Here is a 14,500-nt window from a genome sequence, read left to right on the forward strand (position 1 = left end):
GCGGTCTCCGGAGGTTTTCGATTTGGCGGTGGCCTACGCCTCTTTGGCGGTCTCCGCAAGGCGTTTCACATAGCGCTCGATATATCGCGCCATCTGGTCGATTTCGAGATTAACCGCATCGCCGACACCGCGTTCGCCCCAGGTCGTGACCTCCAGCGTATGGCGTATCAGCAGCACGTCGAAGACATCGCCATCAACGCCGTTGACGGTCAGCGACGTGCCGTCGAGGGTGACGGATCCCTTCGGCGCGATGTAGCGCGACAGGTGAGATGGCGCTTCGATACGGAAGCGTATCGCCTCGCCCTCCTCCTCGCGCGCGACGATCCGGGCCATTCCGTCGACATGCCCGGACACCATGTGACCTCCGAACTCGTCGCCGGCTTTCATGGCCCGCTCCAGATTGAGGCGGGTTCCCTCGCTCCAGCCGCCTATGGTGGTCAGGCGCAAGGCTTCCTCCCATGCCTCGACCTCGAACCAGCGCGAATTGGAGCCGTTCTCGGGTTTCGCGACCACGGTCAGGCAAACGCCGGCACAGGCTATGGACGCGCCGATATCGATGGTTTCGGGATCGTAGGCGGTCTCGATGCGCAGTCGCCGGCCACCCGCGCGGTCCGCAATCGAGGCAATACGGCCAATATCCGTGACAATACCGGTAAACATCAGCCTCTCCGGGTGAATTCGTGGCAACGGTCCGCGCCGAAGACCCATTCGCCGCTCGGCTTATAACTCTCGGGCAGCGTCGCGCGGGTGAACGGAGCCGCGATGCCATTCGCGCCGACAACGACGTCGCTTTCGAACAGCACGATCCGGTCGGCAAGGCCCTCGTCAAGAAACGCGCTCGCAACGGCCGCACCGCCTTCCACCAGCAGGCTCGACGCGCCGAGAGCCGCGAGATCGTCCAGCAGCTCCGGCAAGGCGATCCGTCCCTCGTGTTCCTCGCAGGCAATCAGGCGCGCCCCCGCACCTTCCAGCACTTGCGCCGACAGCGACCCGGGATCGACCGTCGCGACCGCCAGCGGCGCTTCCGAGATCGACTGAACCAGCCGCGACGCGACGGGGAGCCTGGCATGGCGGTCGAGAACGACGCGCATCGGAGACCGGTGCCCAAGTCCCGGCAAGCGGCAGGTGAGTTCCGGATCATCCTCGAGCGCCGTGCCGATCCCGACGAGGATCGCGTCGTGCTCGGCACGCATCATGTGGCTCTGGGCGCGGGCGACATCGCCGGTGATCGGCACCTGCCCGGCGGCGGCGCGGCCGATCATGCCGTCGGCGGAAACCGCAAGTTTCAGAGTCACTTCACAGCGTTTCTTCTCGGATCTGATGAGGTAGCTCGACAGAACGGACCGCGCCTCATCGGCGAGGACACCCGGTTCGACCTCGATTCCGCCCGCGCGCAGAATCGCATATCCCCTGCCCGACACGCGTTCATCAGGATCCGTGGCGGCGGCGACAACACGGGCGACGCCCGCGGATACCAATGCGTTGGCGCAAGGCGGCGTGCGGCCGTGATGCGCGCAGGGTTCGAGCGTGACATAGGCGGTCGCGCCGCGCGCGCGTTCCCCCGCTTCGGCGAGAGCCGCCGTCTCGGCATGCGGCCGACCGCCGATTGCGGTGATGCCGTGACCAACGATCACGGGACCCTGCCCCTCGTCCGCGACGATCAGCGTGCCAACGGACGGATTCGTTCCGGTGCGGCCGAGATGGCGGCGCGAAAGGCGAATACAGGCCGCCATGAAGCGGCGATCGAGGTCCGTGATGGTTTGTGTCATGGCGCGAAAGTGGCGCTATTCTTGCGAACCGGCAACCGGTTCATCGCTGTCAGGCGGCAAATTTCCGCCAAGTTCGCCCAGAAGATCATGAAAATCCTGGGGTTCGCGGAAGTTCTTGTAGACGGAGGCGAAGCGCACATAGGCGACATCGTCCATGCCCTTCAGAGCCTCCATGACAAGCGAGCCGATATCCTCGACCGCGATATCCTGCTCGCCGGAACTCTCGAGCTGGCGCACGATACCGGAGACGGCGCGCTCCACGCGGTCGGGATCGATCTGGCGCTTGCGCAGCGCAACCTCGAAGGACCGGGCGAGCTTGTCGCGGTCGAACGGCACTTTCCGGCCGTTCTTCTTGATCACGTAGAGATCGCGAAGCTGGACGCGCTCGAAGGTGGTGAAACGGCCGCCGCAATCCGGACAGACGCGGCGGCGGCGAATGGCCGCCCCGTCTTCAGCCGGGCGGCTATCCTTCACCTGAGTGTCGAGCGATTGGCAAAACGGGCAGCGCATGCCCGGTTGCTACTCCATACCGCCATAGATCGGGAAGCGATCCGTCAGCGCAATCACATCTTTTTTGACCGCTTCCTCGATGCCGGAATTGTCGCCATCCGGGCCGGACTGGCGCAAACCGTCGAGAACGCGGGCGATCAGCGAGCCGATTTCGCGGAATTCCGCCTGCCCGAAGCCACGGGTCGTACCAGCCGGCGTGCCGAGACGGATGCCGGAGGTGACGAAGGGTTTTTCCGGATCGAAGGGAACGCCGTTCTTGTTGCAGGTGATGTTGGCGCGGCCGAGCGCGGCTTCCGCCGCCTTGCCGGTCACTGTCTTCGGACGCAGGTCGGCCAGCATCAGGTGATTGTCGGTGCCGCCCGAGACGATATCGACGCCCTGCTCTTTCAGGCTTTCGGCAAGCGCCTTGGCATTGGCGACGACCGACTGGGCGTAGGATTTGAACTCCGGCTGCAGCGCCTCGCCGAAGGCGACGGCCTTGGCGGCGATCACATGCATCAGCGGACCGCCCTGCAGGCCCGGAAAGACAGCGGAGTTGACCTTCTTGGCGATCGCCTCGTCATTGGTCAGGATCATGCCGCCGCGCGGACCGCGCAGAGACTTGTGCGTCGTCGTCGTGCAGACATGGGCGTGCGGGATCGGCGACGGGTGCGCGCCACCAGCGACGAGACCGGCGATATGCGCCATGTCGACCATGAGATAGGCACCGACCGAATCCGCGATCTCGCGGAAGCGCTGCCAGTCCCAGATACGCGAGTAAGCCGTGCCGCCGGCGATGATCAGCTTCGGCTTGTGCTGTTCGGCCTTGGCGGCGATGTCGTCCAGATCGAGCAGATGATCGTCCTCACGCACGCCGTAGGAGACGACGTTGAACCACTTGCCGGACATGTTGACCGGCGAACCGTGCGTGAGGTGGCCGCCGGAATTGAGATCGAGGCCCATGAAGGTGTCGCCCGGCTGCAGCAGCGCCAGGAAGACGGCCTGGTTCATCTGGCTGCCGGAATTCGGCTGGACATTGGCGAAATTGCAGCCAAACAGCTTCTTCGCGCGCTCGATGGCCAATTCCTCGGCGATGTCGACGAACTCGCAGCCACCGTAGTAGCGCTTGCCGGGATAACCCTCGGCATATTTGTTCGTCATGATCGAGCCCTGCGCTTCCAGCACGGCGCGCGACACGATGTTCTCCGATGCGATCAGCTCGATCTCGTGGCGCTGGCGACCGAGTTCCTTGCGGATCGCGGAGAAGATCTCCGGATCGCGGTCAGCCAGTGACTCGGTGAAAAACGCGTCGGAATACGCCTTTGCGGAAGCCGCGCTGTTCTGGGACATCGGTACCATTCCTTTCGGGTATGCGGGAAAATCGCCTGTTGCGGCGCGCAATATCACGTATCCCGGCGCAGTTCCATTGCCTGAACGCGAAACGCGTCGGCGGAATCAGGCAAGGCGTGGCCGGGCCGTAGCCCGGCAATCGCGATCAGAGGGTCGTGGTGGACGAAAGCTGCAACTCGTCGACGCCGTCGCGGCCGTAGATGTCATCGCGGAAGTGGACGACACCGTCGCCGGTCGACCAGGCGGAGATGTAGACGAAATAGACAGGAACCGGCGCGGCGAGCTGAACCTCGGTATTCTCGCCGGTGGAGATCACGGCCTCGATCTGGCTGCGATTCCAGCCGGGCGTATCGCGCAGCAGCCACGACGACAGTTCACGGACATTGTGGACACGCACGCAGCCCGAGGATTCGAAACGCAGCAGCTGGCCGAAAATGCTCTGCTGCGGCGTGTCGTGCATGTAGACGGCATGCGGGTTCTGGAAGTTGATCTTGGTCGAGGACATGGCGTTGATCTTGCCCGGGTCCTGGCGGAAACGCAGATTCATCGTCAGCGCCTCGTCGGTCGACCAGTCGACCAGTTCCGGCGGCACCTCGTTGCCCTGCTGGTCGAACAGCCGGATCGAGTTGCGCGTCAGATAGGTCGGATCCTTGCGCATCAGAGGGATGATATCCTTCTGGATGATCGACTTCGGCGCGGTCCAGTACGGATTGAGGATGACCTCGTAGATATTCGAATTGAGAATCGGCGTCTGGCGGTCGACCTTGCCGACGATGGCCTTGTGGTTCTGCGCGACGCGACCGTTTTCGACGGCCTCGATCTCCGCGGCGGGAATGTTGACCATCACGTAGCGGTCGCCGAGATAGCCCGACATGGAGCGAAGGCGCACGAGATTGGTTTCGAGCTGGCCGAGCCGGGTCGAGGCGGAAACGTTGAGCGCGGCAAGCGTGACGGTGCCGATCACGCCGTCTGCGGGCATGCCGTGGCGCTGCTGGAAGCGCTTCACCGCGGCGTCGAGGAAGGTGTCGAAGACCTGGCTGTCGCCGGAATTGCGCGGCAGGTCACCGGAAATGATGAGACGGCGGCGCAACTGGCGCACGGCGGGATCGGAGGAACCGACCTTCAGCCGCTGGGTCAGGTTCACCTGGGGCCAGCCGCCCCTGGCGACGATATCGCGATAGGTGAAGATGGCCTGCTCGACATAGGAAGCCGTGGCCGGGCTGAGAATCGGCTGGCGAGTCTTGACCTCGGGGCTGCGGGTGCCGACGGCGTCGAACTGGTCATCCCAGTTGCCACGGCGCGGGGACTGCAGAAATTCGTTGAGCGGTTCCTGCGCCCGTGCCGGAAGGAGACCCGACGCCATTGCTCCGGCGACCCCCATCCCTTTCAGGAAAGACCGACGATTCTTCTTGCCAAATTCGTTCATCATCCACCTGCGCATGCGCATCCACGACTACCGATCCACAGACCCATATGTTTGTCCGCCGGCGCGATCGTCAACCAATTTGTCGGAAACCAGCTTCACTGTTCCGCGATCCAGAGAGATGCGATCGGCCGATTTACGCGGACCTCATCATCGTCTGTGCCGCTGCCTCGGCAGCTTCCATATGAATATGGCCAATTCGTGTTTCGCGGCGCGCCGTCCGGCAGGAACGCAGACACGAAAAAGGGCGCGAACCGTGTCGCGCCCTTTCGGCATTTCCAGCAGTCGTCCGTATCAGAGGCGATAGAGAATCGTGTCGTTCCAGAACCGGTCGAGACGCTGCATCGCGCGGTTCATGGCCTGGAATTCCTCGGCGCCGATTCCACCGACCGTCTCGATGGACAGAATGTGGCGGTTGTAGAGCTCGGCGACCGTGTTGGCGACTTCCTTGCCCGTATCGGTGAGGCTGATGCGCACGGAACGGCGGTCGGTCCGGGACTTCTTGTGGTCGACGAAACCGAGTTCCACGAGCTTCTTGAGGTTGTAGGACACGTTGGAACCCAGGTAGTAGCCGCGCGAACGCAACTCGCCGGCAGTCAGCACGCTGTCACCGATATTGAACAGCAGCAGCGCCTGAACGGCATTGATATCGCTGCGGCCGGCCCTGTCGAACTCGTCCTTGACGACATCGAGCAGACGGCGGTGCAGGCGCTCGACAAGCTGCAGGGATTCAAGATAAAGTTCGCGGACGTCGGTTTCAGACGACGGAACGGGCTTTGCGCCCACCATATTGGTCGCATTCATCATGATCAGATTGCCTCTCTGTTATGTCGGTGACTTGTTTTTTTGTTTCACCGTTGAGAGGCAACCTAGCGAATGCCACTAAAATTCGACTTAAACACCAAAGTTAACATCCGATTACCCGCCGTTCCTTTCGAAACAGAGTCTATATTCAGTTAACGCGTTCGCGGTAGCGCTGAAGCGCCAGCGACGCGAGGATGGCGGCGAGCGCCAAGAGCGCGATAACATGGCCAAAAACAACGGCAGGCCGGGAAATGTAGCTGTCGGCCCAGACGCCGTAGACGGCGATTTCGAGCACGCTCGCGATCACCCACAGAACGATGCCCCAGGATGTCAGCATCCAGAGTCCCATTGAGGCACAGGGGAGCAACACGGCCAGCGAAACCCACGGCACCTGCCAATGAACAGGTAACTCGTCGAACCGAGGAAGGTCCGCGGCGGCGAGGCCGGTCAGCTGGGCCCAGTAGGACAAGCCGGAAATCATGGAGATGGCAGCCATGAGCCGGAGGAACCAGACGAACGCCAGTTGCGTAAAGCTTCCCTGTTCCTCTTTGATGTCGTCGGTGGTTGCCGCCACGAATTTGCCCTTTCGTTCGCCCAGTACCGTCGCCCCTTGGAATTGGCGATTTCGACATGCTAGTGCATTTCAGGTTTCAATAGAATCAAAATGCGCTGCCTGTCGCCATTGGCTCGAACACGCATTCCGGCGCGGATGTTTCAATCCAAACCTGAAGCGCACCAGGCAATCGCGCAATCGGAACAAGCAATAATCGACTGGATATCGCGATGAGACGAAGCGTTGACGAAATCACCGGGGGAAAGCGGCTGCGCCGCATGCGCAAGGCCGACTGGTCGCGCCGGCTGGTGGCCGAGAACGACCTGACCGTCAACGACCTGATCTGGCCGATCTTCCTGATCGAGGGCGAGAACCGGACGGAGCAGATTGCGGCGATGCCGGGCGTCGAGCGGCTGACCGTGGATCTTGCGGTACGCGCGGCGGAGGAAGCCGCGAAACTCGGCATTCCGGCGGTCGCGACGTTCCCGAACATCCCGATCGAAAAGCGCGACACGACCGGCAGCAACGCCATCGAGGACGACAATCTCATCAATCGCGCGACGCGGGCGATCAAGGCGGCCGTTCCCGAGATCGGCATCATCACGGACGCCGCTCTCGACCCTTTCACCGACCACGGCCATGACGGGGTCCTGCGCGACGGAATCATCGTCAACGACGAATCGGTCGAGCAGATCGTGCGGGCGGCCGTGGGCCAGGCCGCCGCCGGCGCCGACATCATCGCGCCGTCGGACATGATGGACGGCCGTATCGGCGCGATCCGCGACGCGCTGGACGAAAACGGTTTCCAGGACGTCGCCATCATGTCCTATGCGACGAAATACGCGTCTGCTTTTTACGGACCCTATCGCGAGGCGATCGGCACGTCCGGTCTGCTGAAGGGCGACAAGAAGACCTATTACATCGACCCGGCCAACACCGAAGAAGCGCTGCGCGAGACGGAAGCCGATCTCCAGGAAGGCGCGGAGATGGTCATGGTCAAGCCAGGCATGCCCTATCTCGACATCTGCCGGCGCGTGAAAGAGACATTCCAGGTGCCGACCTTTGCCTACCAGGTGTCCGGCGAATACGCGATGATCGAGGCGGCGGCCGCCAATGGATGGATCGACGGCGAGCGTGTGATGATGGAAAGCCTGCTGGCCTTCAAGCGGGCGGGCTGCGACGGCATCCTGACCTATTTCGCACCCCGCGCAGCGAAAATACTGGCTGGCTGAGGAACCGCCCTTCCCCTTGATATCGCGGGCATTCCCACCCACCTCAAAGCCAAAGAGGACAGGACATGCCGGACACACAGACATTCGATTCCAGAGCCGACGACTACGCGGAGCGCTATAACGACTGGCGCCTCTTCGAAGGGGTGCGCACGCGCCGGATCATGGCTTTCCTGATCGACTACGCGATGGTCATCCTGCTCATCGTCGTCGCGGTGCCGGTGATTTTCCTGCTCGGCTTTGCAACGTTTGGCGCGGCGTGGCTGCTCTATCTGATCCTGTCACCCCTGATCGCGCTCACCTATATCGGCTGGACGGTCGGCGGACCGTCGCAGGCGACGATCGGCATGCGGCTGGCCGGTATCCGGCTGGAACGTTATGACGGACGGCGAATCGATTTCCTCACCGCCGTCGTGCATTCGGTCCTGTTCTGGGCCTCCGCGGCCCTGTTCCTGCCGCTTCTGCTGGCGCCGCTGTTCCTGGAACACAAGCGAACGCTGCACGATCTGGCGCTCGGAACCGTCGTCGTTCGTTCATATCGTTGATCGGCACAAAGGCCGTCTTGACCTTTCCCGCGATCTCGCCAAATCTTCGCGCTGAAGCGAGACAGGCGGCATGACGCAGCATTCACCGAAATCACCGCAGTTCTTCCTGACTTCGCCGTCGCCATGCCCTTATCTGGACGGCGAGCACGAGCGAAAGGTCTTCACGCATCTGGTCGGCGAAAAGGCGGCGGAGATGAACGACCTGCTGACGCAGGGCGGTTTTCGCCGCAGCCAGAACATCGCCTACAGGCCAGCTTGCGAGACATGCCGGGCCTGCGTATCCGTTCGCATTGTCGCGGGCGAGTTCGAGCCGTCACGCAGCATGCGCCGGATCATGAGCGTCAATTCCGACCTGATCGGCGTCGAGACGCGGGCCGAGCCGACCAGCGAACAATATTCCCTGTTTCGCCGCTATCTCGACTCCCGCCACCGCACCGGCGGCATGTCCGAGATGACGGTGCTCGACTATGCGATGATGGTCGAAGATACCCATGTGCCGACCCGGATCATCGAATACCGAAAGCGTGGCGCGGACAGTTTCCTCAGCGGACAGGGCGACGGGCCGCTGATCGCGGTCGCCCTGTCGGACCGCATGGCGGACGGCTTTTCGATGGTCTATTCCTTCTTCGATCCGGAACTGAAACAGCGTTCGCTAGGAAGCTGGATGATCCTCGATCACATCGAAAGGGCGCGCTCGGAAGGCCTGCCGCATGTCTATCTGGGCTATTGGGTCGAGGGATCGCGCAAGATGGAATACAAGACCCGCTTCCGGCCGCAGGAACACCTGACAGCCACCGGATGGGACCGATACGAGGACTGAGACCCGTTGCGGGTCAGCCCTCCATATCGATGAACTTGCCATGGACGTAGCCGAGCGGATGCCCGTCATTCGAGGCGAAATCCAGCACGCGGCCGATCAGCACGTCATGATCGCCGGCGGCGACCGCCGTTTCCAGCGCACAGTCGAACCAGGCAACCGATCCCTCGATAACCGTGCGGCCGTTCGCCAGACGCTTGACCGGCAGGCCGTCGAAACGCTCTGCCGGCGCACCTCGCGCGAAGCGGTGCGCGATATCTTCCTGGTCCGCACCGAGGATGCTGACGGTATAGCCGTCCGAACGCACGAATGCCTCATGGCTGGACGACGTCTTCTGGACGCTCCAAAGCACCATCGCCGGTTCGAGCGAAACCGTGTTGAACGAATTGCAGGTCATGCCCAAATCGGCATCGCGATACCTTGTGGTCACGATAGCAATTCCCGTCGCGAAGCACGCCATCGCCTTTTTCAGGTCGGAATGGTTCAACGCTTCGAGACTGAGATGCGCATCGGCGTTCATACTGTCGTTCTTCCTCAAGAAGCTTCCTTGCCTTCGGAGAGAGCTCGCATTCGGGGCCGCGATTCAGCGCACTCACTGGAAATCATGTATCCGAGATGGGCCATTTGCAGTGGGTTTGCAACCACCGGTGCGGCAACAATGCGTTCAACGCCAACGCTCCCGCCGCCCTCGCCTCTCACCGTCGCACTCCCACGCCGAGCGGCGTCGCGGGCGTTTCGGAGGGCACGCGGCCATAGATTTCCGGCAGCGAACAGGTCTTCAATTGCGGCAGGACCTTCTCGCCGAAGATTTCGCATTCGGCCTTGTGCGGATAACCGGAAAGGATGAAGGCGCGAATGCCCATGGCGCGATAGCGTTCGAGCTTCGAGAGGACCTGATCCACCGACCCCACCAGCGCCGCGCCACAGCCCGAGCGCGCCCGACCGACGCCGGTCCACAGGTTCGGTTCGACATAGCCATCTCCATCCGCATTTTCGCGATTGGCGGCCTGAAGCGACACGCCATAGGTCTTCGCGTCGAGCGCGCGGTTACGGATTTCCGTCCCACGGTCGTCTTCGAGCCGCGATACGATCTCGTCGGCATATTCGCGGGCCTCGGCCTCGGTGTCGCGGACGATGACATGGACCCGCAGCCCGTAATCGATCACGCGGCCATGTGCCTCGGCGCGGGCGTGAACCGTCCGCATGCGTTCGGCCAGCAGCTCCTCCGGCTCGGGCCACATCAGGTAGACGTCGCAGTGGTGTCCGCACAGCTCCACGGCATCCGGTGAATAGCCGCCGAAATAGAGCAGCGGCCCGCCATTTTGCTGATACGGCCTGACCGGGTCGGTCGACAGGCCCTTCAGATTGTAGATCTCGCCCTCGTAATCGATCGTGTCGCGCGTCCATGCCTGGCGCAGAATTTCCACGACCTCGGTCGAGCGCCTGTAGCGATAGTCGCTCGGCGCGTCCTCGCCCGGGAAGTTCGAGGAGATGACATTGAGGGTGAGACGGCCCTTCATGACGTGATCGACGGTGGCGACGGCCCGCGCCAGCATCGCCGGGTGCACCTCGCCGCAACGGATCGCCGCCAGCATATTGATGCGCTCGGTCAGCGGCGCCATGGCGGAGACGAAACTCCACGTGTCCTGACCGACCTGATAGGAGGACGGACACAGGATGTTGCGGAAGCCCAGACGATCCGCCGTGCGCACGATGTCGCTGGTGTGATCCCAGGATGAACGCAGATCGCCCTCAGGCACACCAAGATGGCGGTAATCGTCCGAGCAGATCGGCGCGAACCATGCGACTTCGGCCGCATCGAGATCGGCACTCATTACCGGCACAACGGTCATTCAGTTCTCCTCCCGGCATTTTCCGGCCATTTCAGGCGCATCGAAAACGTGTATCAATAGTGAATGAATTTGTTCCGGATGACAAGTCGAACCTGTCGCGCGTAGTATCGCGGCGCTTCGGCCGGGGGACGCATTGAGTCACGCAAGGACCAGAGGCGGCAGCCTGCCGCTCTACATACAGATCACCGAACTGCTGAGCCGCGAAATCGCCGCCGGTATCTGGCCGGACGGCTCCCGCCTGCCGACGGAGGCCGAGCTGTCGCAGCATCTCGGCGTCGCCGTCGGCACGCTGCGCAAGGCGCTGGCCTTGCTGGAGAAACGCGGATTGCTGGAACGCATCCAGGGATCGGGCACCTATGTGCGGCGCAAGACCAAAACGGGCAGCATCTACGAGTTCTTCCACCTTGAACTGAAAAAGGGCGCGGGACTGCCAACGGCCGATATCCTGTCGCTCGATCTTTGCGCGAAGCCTGATGTCCCGCCCGCCTTCGGCGATGGAGCGTCAGATAACGCCTGGCGGGTTCGGCGACTGCGCCGGCTCGGTGGCGTGCCGGCGGCGCTCGAAGAGATCTGGTTCGACGCAAGACACGCGCCGAAACTCAAGCGCCCGGACCTGCCGGAATCGATGCATCTGTTCTACCGCGAGAGGCTGGGCTTCTGGATCGCGCGGGTTGAAGACAAGGTTTCGGTCGCCCCCTGCCCCGATTTCGCACCACCAAACACGCCCTTCGAGCAAGGAGCGGCGATGGGTTTCGTCGAGCGTGTCTCGTGGAGCAACGCGGACATGATCGAGGAATACTCGCGCAATTGGTTCGACCCGGCGACCGTCTGCTACGCGGCGCGGTGGGTATAGCGGACGCCGCTCAGAGCGTCCGCTTGCCGATCCAGCGCTGCCAGCTTTCCGCCGTGCCGTTGAAGACGTTCAGATCGATATGGCCATCGACGCCACCGGAAAGACCGGTGCCGGAATACTGCCAGAAGGCCCAGTCGCGGTCCGGATAGACCTGTTTCGGATGCGCGACCACGGAGCGCAGCCAGAAGGAGTAATCGGAAAACTGCCCGCGCAGATTGTCCCGATAGAAATCGGGCGCCGTGTAGATGATCGGGCGCTGGCCGTAATGGCGTTCGATGATGTCCATGAAGGTCTTCATCTCGCGTACGACATGATGGCGGTCCGGGCGTTTGCGGCAATTGCGCGAATGGGCGTTCCACTCGACATCGATGACCGGCGGCAGCGCGCCTTCGGCCTTCGGCACGTTGCGGATGAACCACTCGGCCTGCGCCTTGGCGGTCGAGCACCAGTAGTAGAAGTGATAGGCGCCGCGCGGAATACCGGCTTCGGCGGCCGCGCGCCAGTTGCGCGCGAAGTGGGAATCCTTGTGATCATCGCCCTCGGTCGCCTTGATGAAAGCGAAGGACGCGCCATGGCGGCGGAGTGTCGGCCAATCGATATCGCCCTGATACTTGGACACATCGACGCCATGCACCTGGAAAGGATGCGGGGCCGCTCCCTTGAAGGAGACGGGCTTCGCGTCGCTGAAACGCTGGCGGTAGATCGTCTGGCGCCCCTGGTTCTTCTTCAATGCGTTTGAAGGCGGAACGAGCGCGACATGCTCCTCGGGCAGCGCGCCCGACGGAAAAGCAGCCTCGCGCGCCTGCGAAACCGGCGTCGCCCCCGAAAGGGCGGTGATCATTTTGTCTTCGCCGACTTCGCCGGCCGGCTCCGGCGCACTTGAAATCGAACTGACAATCTCATCGGACGGCTTCAGATCGAGCGCATCGATCCGAGAGGTTCCGGTACAGCCGCTGACGACCATCAAAAGGATGGCCGGGAATACGATACGCATGATTACCCGCTACGCAAAACAGTGTGGGTCGGCGGCGCGGTTTCCCGCACCAAATGACCAGCGTTAACGGAAAATGACTAAGGCCGAGTCAATTCGAATGATTAACGGATGGTGAACAGCGCCCTCCCCGTCGCAGCAGGTCCACCGGAACCCAAATCGCGGATACGCATTATTCCAGAAAGGAGACTACGACATGAGACCTTTCCTGGCGGCCATTGCCGGTTTTTTTGCCTCCGCAGTCGTGTTTGCGACCGGAGGTCTGGTAGCAATGAACCTGTTCATGAACGACTCGGCGCGCGACCTCGCCGACCGTGAGAACGTGGCGGCAGTCTGGTCTCCAACGCCCGTCGATACGGAAACCGGAATGGAGCCGCGGGTCGTCGCCCCCTCCCTTGAAGACGGAAATCCGGACGGGCAGCGCGAAGCGAAGACGACATTGGTCGCCAGCCTGGGCGACATGGAAGCCACCGCCAATATCGACGTGACCGAGACGGCAGCTATCGATGTGTCCGATACGTCCGACCCGATAGAGATGTCCGAACAGGCAATTCAGGCGCCGAGGGCGCATATCGAGTGGTGTCTCGATAATTACCGCTCCTACGATCCGGCTACGAACACCTACACGCCCTATAGCGGCGGCACGGAGCCTTGTGTCTCGCCGTATTCCGACACCGCCATGAACACGCCGCAGGCCGAGGTCGAGCAGGTCGCCATGACGGACAGTTTCGAGCTTTCCGAGGATCATATCCTCGAATGCATGAACCGTTACCGGTCCTACAGGCTGGAGGACAACAGCTACCTCCCCTATGTTGGCGGCCCGCGCCGTCAGTGCACGACCGACTGATCCACATACAAGCCCCGTATCCGCCCGTCACCGTCTCATGGTGCGCGGGCGGTTGCCGTGCGACTTGCGGATTGGATGGCCATAGGCGCGACGGAACGCCTTGCTCAGCGCAGCCGCGCCGGAATAGCCGCAACGCAGTGCAATCGCGTTCAGGTCATATTCGGAATTCGATGCAAGCTCGCGCGCATGGGCGAGCCTGATCATCTGAAAGTACCGACCGGGCGACATCCCAAGTTCTTCCTGAAACAAGCGATCCAACGTCCGAACGGACAGGCCCGCCCGGTTGGAAAGATCCGCCAGAGCCAACGGCGTTTCGATTGTCTCCACCATGAGATCGACCACCTGACGAAGCTTTGCCGTGCCCCTGCCCGACAGCTTGCCGGGTCCACGATCCCCGGCCCGTTGGCGCTCGGCGTCATGCAGGAACATCGTCGATGCCATAAAGGCGCTCGCCGGGCCGAAACGGTCGGATATGAAGGCGAGGATGAGGTCCAGAGCCGTCGATGCGCCGCCGCAACTCCAGATACGGCCTTCTCTCACATAGCGATCATGGACGACGCGAATATCCGGATACTGTTCTGCGAATTCGGAGAGTGTGGCCCAGTGGATCGTCGCGCTCGATCCGTTCAAAAGGCCTGCATCGGCCAGAAGCCAAGCCCCCGCATCCGCAGCGAGGACGATGTCGCTCTGGCGTGACAGCGTGCGAAGGACCCTGGCGCTTGCCGATCCCGCGTGATCGCGAAAGCCATAGCCCGCGACAACCACCAGCATGTCAGCCGGCCCCGCATCGCGCCACGGCGTATCGACGGCGATACTCAATCCGCTCGAACTTGCGGCCGGCGCGTCGTCCGGCGTCATGATCCGCCAGCTGACATCCGCCTGCGCCTGATCGCGAACGGCGCGGAGCGGCTCCAGAAGGCAGGACAAGACCATGTTGGAGAAGCCGTCGAAGAGAAGAAACGTCACGCGCGCCATTG

Annotated in this window: 16 protein-coding genes; 5 read left to right on the forward strand and 11 right to left on the reverse strand. The window is 62.4% G+C overall.

Going from position 1 to position 14,500, the window contains the following annotated elements:
• Positions 1-33 precede the first annotated feature (33 nt).
• From LC343_RS09145 to LC343_RS09175, 7 genes are all read right to left on the reverse strand, one after another.
• Positions 34-660: a riboflavin synthase gene (locus LC343_RS09145; RefSeq protein ID WP_223476820.1), complete on the reverse strand. Its 627-nt coding sequence runs from the start codon at positions 658-660 to the stop codon at positions 34-36.
• A complete protein-coding gene (gene ribD, locus LC343_RS09150) occupies positions 660-1,769 on the reverse strand; it encodes a bifunctional diaminohydroxyphosphoribosylaminopyrimidine deaminase/5-amino-6-(5-phosphoribosylamino)uracil reductase RibD (protein WP_223476821.1) in 1,110 nt (369 codons plus the stop codon). The genes LC343_RS09145 and ribD overlap by 1 nt, the downstream gene beginning before the upstream one ends.
• Before the next feature lie 15 nt (positions 1,770-1,784).
• Positions 1,785-2,279 (reverse strand): transcriptional regulator NrdR, encoded by a 495-nt coding sequence (gene nrdR / locus LC343_RS09155; protein WP_223476822.1) that lies wholly within the window; start codon positions 2,277-2,279, stop codon positions 1,785-1,787.
• 9 nt (positions 2,280-2,288) lie between these two features.
• Complete coding sequence (glyA, locus tag LC343_RS09160) at positions 2,289-3,608, reverse strand: serine hydroxymethyltransferase (RefSeq protein ID WP_223476823.1); 1,320 nt, start codon at positions 3,606-3,608, stop codon at positions 2,289-2,291.
• A 145-nt stretch (positions 3,609-3,753) separates the two neighbouring features.
• Positions 3,754-5,034, reverse strand: coding sequence for a L,D-transpeptidase family protein (locus tag LC343_RS09165; RefSeq protein ID WP_223477263.1), 1,281 nt, complete (start codon positions 5,032-5,034; stop codon positions 3,754-3,756).
• Positions 5,035-5,325: 291 nt separating this feature from the next.
• Positions 5,326-5,835 carry a transcriptional regulator LdtR gene (ldtR, locus tag LC343_RS09170; RefSeq protein ID WP_223477264.1) on the reverse strand — a complete coding sequence of 170 codons (510 nt, stop codon included), beginning with the start codon at positions 5,833-5,835 and terminating at the stop codon, positions 5,326-5,328.
• Positions 5,836-5,983: 148 nt separating this feature from the next.
• On the reverse strand, positions 5,984-6,409 hold the full coding sequence (locus LC343_RS09175) for a DUF6163 family protein (RefSeq protein WP_223476824.1): 426 nt from the start codon (positions 6,407-6,409) through the stop codon (positions 5,984-5,986).
• 209 nt (positions 6,410-6,618) lie between these two features.
• On the opposite strand from LC343_RS09175, the gene hemB reads away from it, so the two are divergent.
• The 3 genes from hemB (at position 6,619) to LC343_RS09190 (ending at position 8,982) form a co-directional block, all read left to right on the forward strand.
• Entirely contained in the window at positions 6,619-7,620 is a 1,002-nt protein-coding gene (gene hemB, locus LC343_RS09180) for a porphobilinogen synthase (protein ID WP_223476825.1), read from the forward strand.
• Positions 7,621-7,685: 65 nt separating this feature from the next.
• Positions 7,686-8,162: an RDD family protein gene (locus LC343_RS09185; RefSeq protein WP_223476826.1), complete on the forward strand. Its 477-nt coding sequence runs from the start codon at positions 7,686-7,688 to the stop codon at positions 8,160-8,162.
• A gap of 70 nt (positions 8,163-8,232) precedes the next feature.
• Positions 8,233-8,982 (forward strand): arginyltransferase, encoded by a 750-nt coding sequence (locus tag LC343_RS09190; protein ID WP_223476827.1) that lies wholly within the window; start codon positions 8,233-8,235, stop codon positions 8,980-8,982.
• 13 nt (positions 8,983-8,995) lie between these two features.
• On the opposite strand, the gene LC343_RS09195 is transcribed toward LC343_RS09190, so the two are convergent.
• Together LC343_RS09195 and LC343_RS09200 are read right to left on the reverse strand one after the other, a co-directional pair.
• On the reverse strand, positions 8,996-9,499 hold the full coding sequence (locus LC343_RS09195; RefSeq protein ID WP_223476828.1) for a flavin reductase family protein: 504 nt from the start codon (positions 9,497-9,499) through the stop codon (positions 8,996-8,998).
• Positions 9,500-9,674: 175 nt separating this feature from the next.
• Positions 9,675-10,832 (reverse strand): LLM class flavin-dependent oxidoreductase, encoded by a 1,158-nt coding sequence (locus LC343_RS09200; RefSeq protein WP_223476829.1) that lies wholly within the window; start codon positions 10,830-10,832, stop codon positions 9,675-9,677.
• A gap of 133 nt (positions 10,833-10,965) precedes the next feature.
• Here LC343_RS09200 and LC343_RS09205 point away from each other — a divergent pair, with 133 nt between their 5' ends.
• Positions 10,966-11,685 (forward strand): GntR family transcriptional regulator, encoded by a 720-nt coding sequence (locus LC343_RS09205; protein WP_223476830.1) that lies wholly within the window; start codon positions 10,966-10,968, stop codon positions 11,683-11,685.
• A gap of 10 nt (positions 11,686-11,695) precedes the next feature.
• Here LC343_RS09205 and LC343_RS09210 read toward each other — a convergent pair whose 3' ends face one another.
• Complete coding sequence (locus LC343_RS09210; RefSeq protein ID WP_223476831.1) at positions 11,696-12,679, reverse strand: glycoside hydrolase family 25 protein; 984 nt, start codon at positions 12,677-12,679, stop codon at positions 11,696-11,698.
• Positions 12,680-12,872: 193 nt separating this feature from the next.
• Here LC343_RS09210 and LC343_RS09215 point away from each other — a divergent pair, with 193 nt between their 5' ends.
• On the forward strand, positions 12,873-13,523 hold the full coding sequence (locus LC343_RS09215) for a BA14K family protein (protein ID WP_223476832.1): 651 nt from the start codon (positions 12,873-12,875) through the stop codon (positions 13,521-13,523).
• Positions 13,524-13,550: 27 nt separating this feature from the next.
• On the opposite strand, the gene LC343_RS09220 is transcribed toward LC343_RS09215, so the two are convergent.
• Positions 13,551-14,498, reverse strand: a complete 948-nt coding sequence (locus LC343_RS09220; RefSeq protein WP_223476833.1) for a GlxA family transcriptional regulator — start codon at positions 14,496-14,498, stop codon at positions 13,551-13,553.
• Between the last annotated feature and the right edge of the window lie 2 nt (positions 14,499-14,500).

Source organism: Oricola indica, from assembly GCF_019966595.1.
Classification (GTDB): Bacteria; Pseudomonadota; Alphaproteobacteria; order Rhizobiales; family Rhizobiaceae; genus Oricola; species Oricola indica.

Coding starts and splice junctions, on each gene's coding strand:
- nrdR (WP_223476822.1), bottom strand. CDS start 2,279: ATGCGCTGCCCGTTTTGCCAATCGCTCGACACTCAGGTGAAGGATAGC.
- LC343_RS09200 (WP_223476829.1), bottom strand. CDS start 10,832: ATGACCGTTGTGCCGGTAATGAGTGCCGATCTCGATGCGGCCGAAGTC.
- LC343_RS09165 (WP_223477263.1), bottom strand. CDS start 5,034: ATGAACGAATTTGGCAAGAAGAATCGTCGGTCTTTCCTGAAAGGGATG.
- ldtR (WP_223477264.1), bottom strand. CDS start 5,835: ATGAATGCGACCAATATGGTGGGCGCAAAGCCCGTTCCGTCGTCTGAA.
- LC343_RS09210 (WP_223476831.1), bottom strand. CDS start 12,679: ATGCGTATCGTATTCCCGGCCATCCTTTTGATGGTCGTCAGCGGCTGT.
- LC343_RS09220 (WP_223476833.1), bottom strand. CDS start 14,498: ATGGCGCGCGTGACGTTTCTTCTCTTCGACGGCTTCTCCAACATGGTC.
- LC343_RS09195 (WP_223476828.1), bottom strand. CDS start 9,499: ATGAACGCCGATGCGCATCTCAGTCTCGAAGCGTTGAACCATTCCGAC.
- LC343_RS09185 (WP_223476826.1), top strand. CDS start 7,686: ATGCCGGACACACAGACATTCGATTCCAGAGCCGACGACTACGCGGAG.
- LC343_RS09215 (WP_223476832.1), top strand. CDS start 12,873: ATGAGACCTTTCCTGGCGGCCATTGCCGGTTTTTTTGCCTCCGCAGTC.
- LC343_RS09190 (WP_223476827.1), top strand. CDS start 8,233: ATGACGCAGCATTCACCGAAATCACCGCAGTTCTTCCTGACTTCGCCG.
- ribD (WP_223476821.1), bottom strand. CDS start 1,769: ATGACACAAACCATCACGGACCTCGATCGCCGCTTCATGGCGGCCTGT.
- glyA (WP_223476823.1), bottom strand. CDS start 3,608: ATGTCCCAGAACAGCGCGGCTTCCGCAAAGGCGTATTCCGACGCGTTT.
- hemB (WP_223476825.1), top strand. CDS start 6,619: ATGAGACGAAGCGTTGACGAAATCACCGGGGGAAAGCGGCTGCGCCGC.
- LC343_RS09145 (WP_223476820.1), bottom strand. CDS start 660: ATGTTTACCGGTATTGTCACGGATATTGGCCGTATTGCCTCGATTGCG.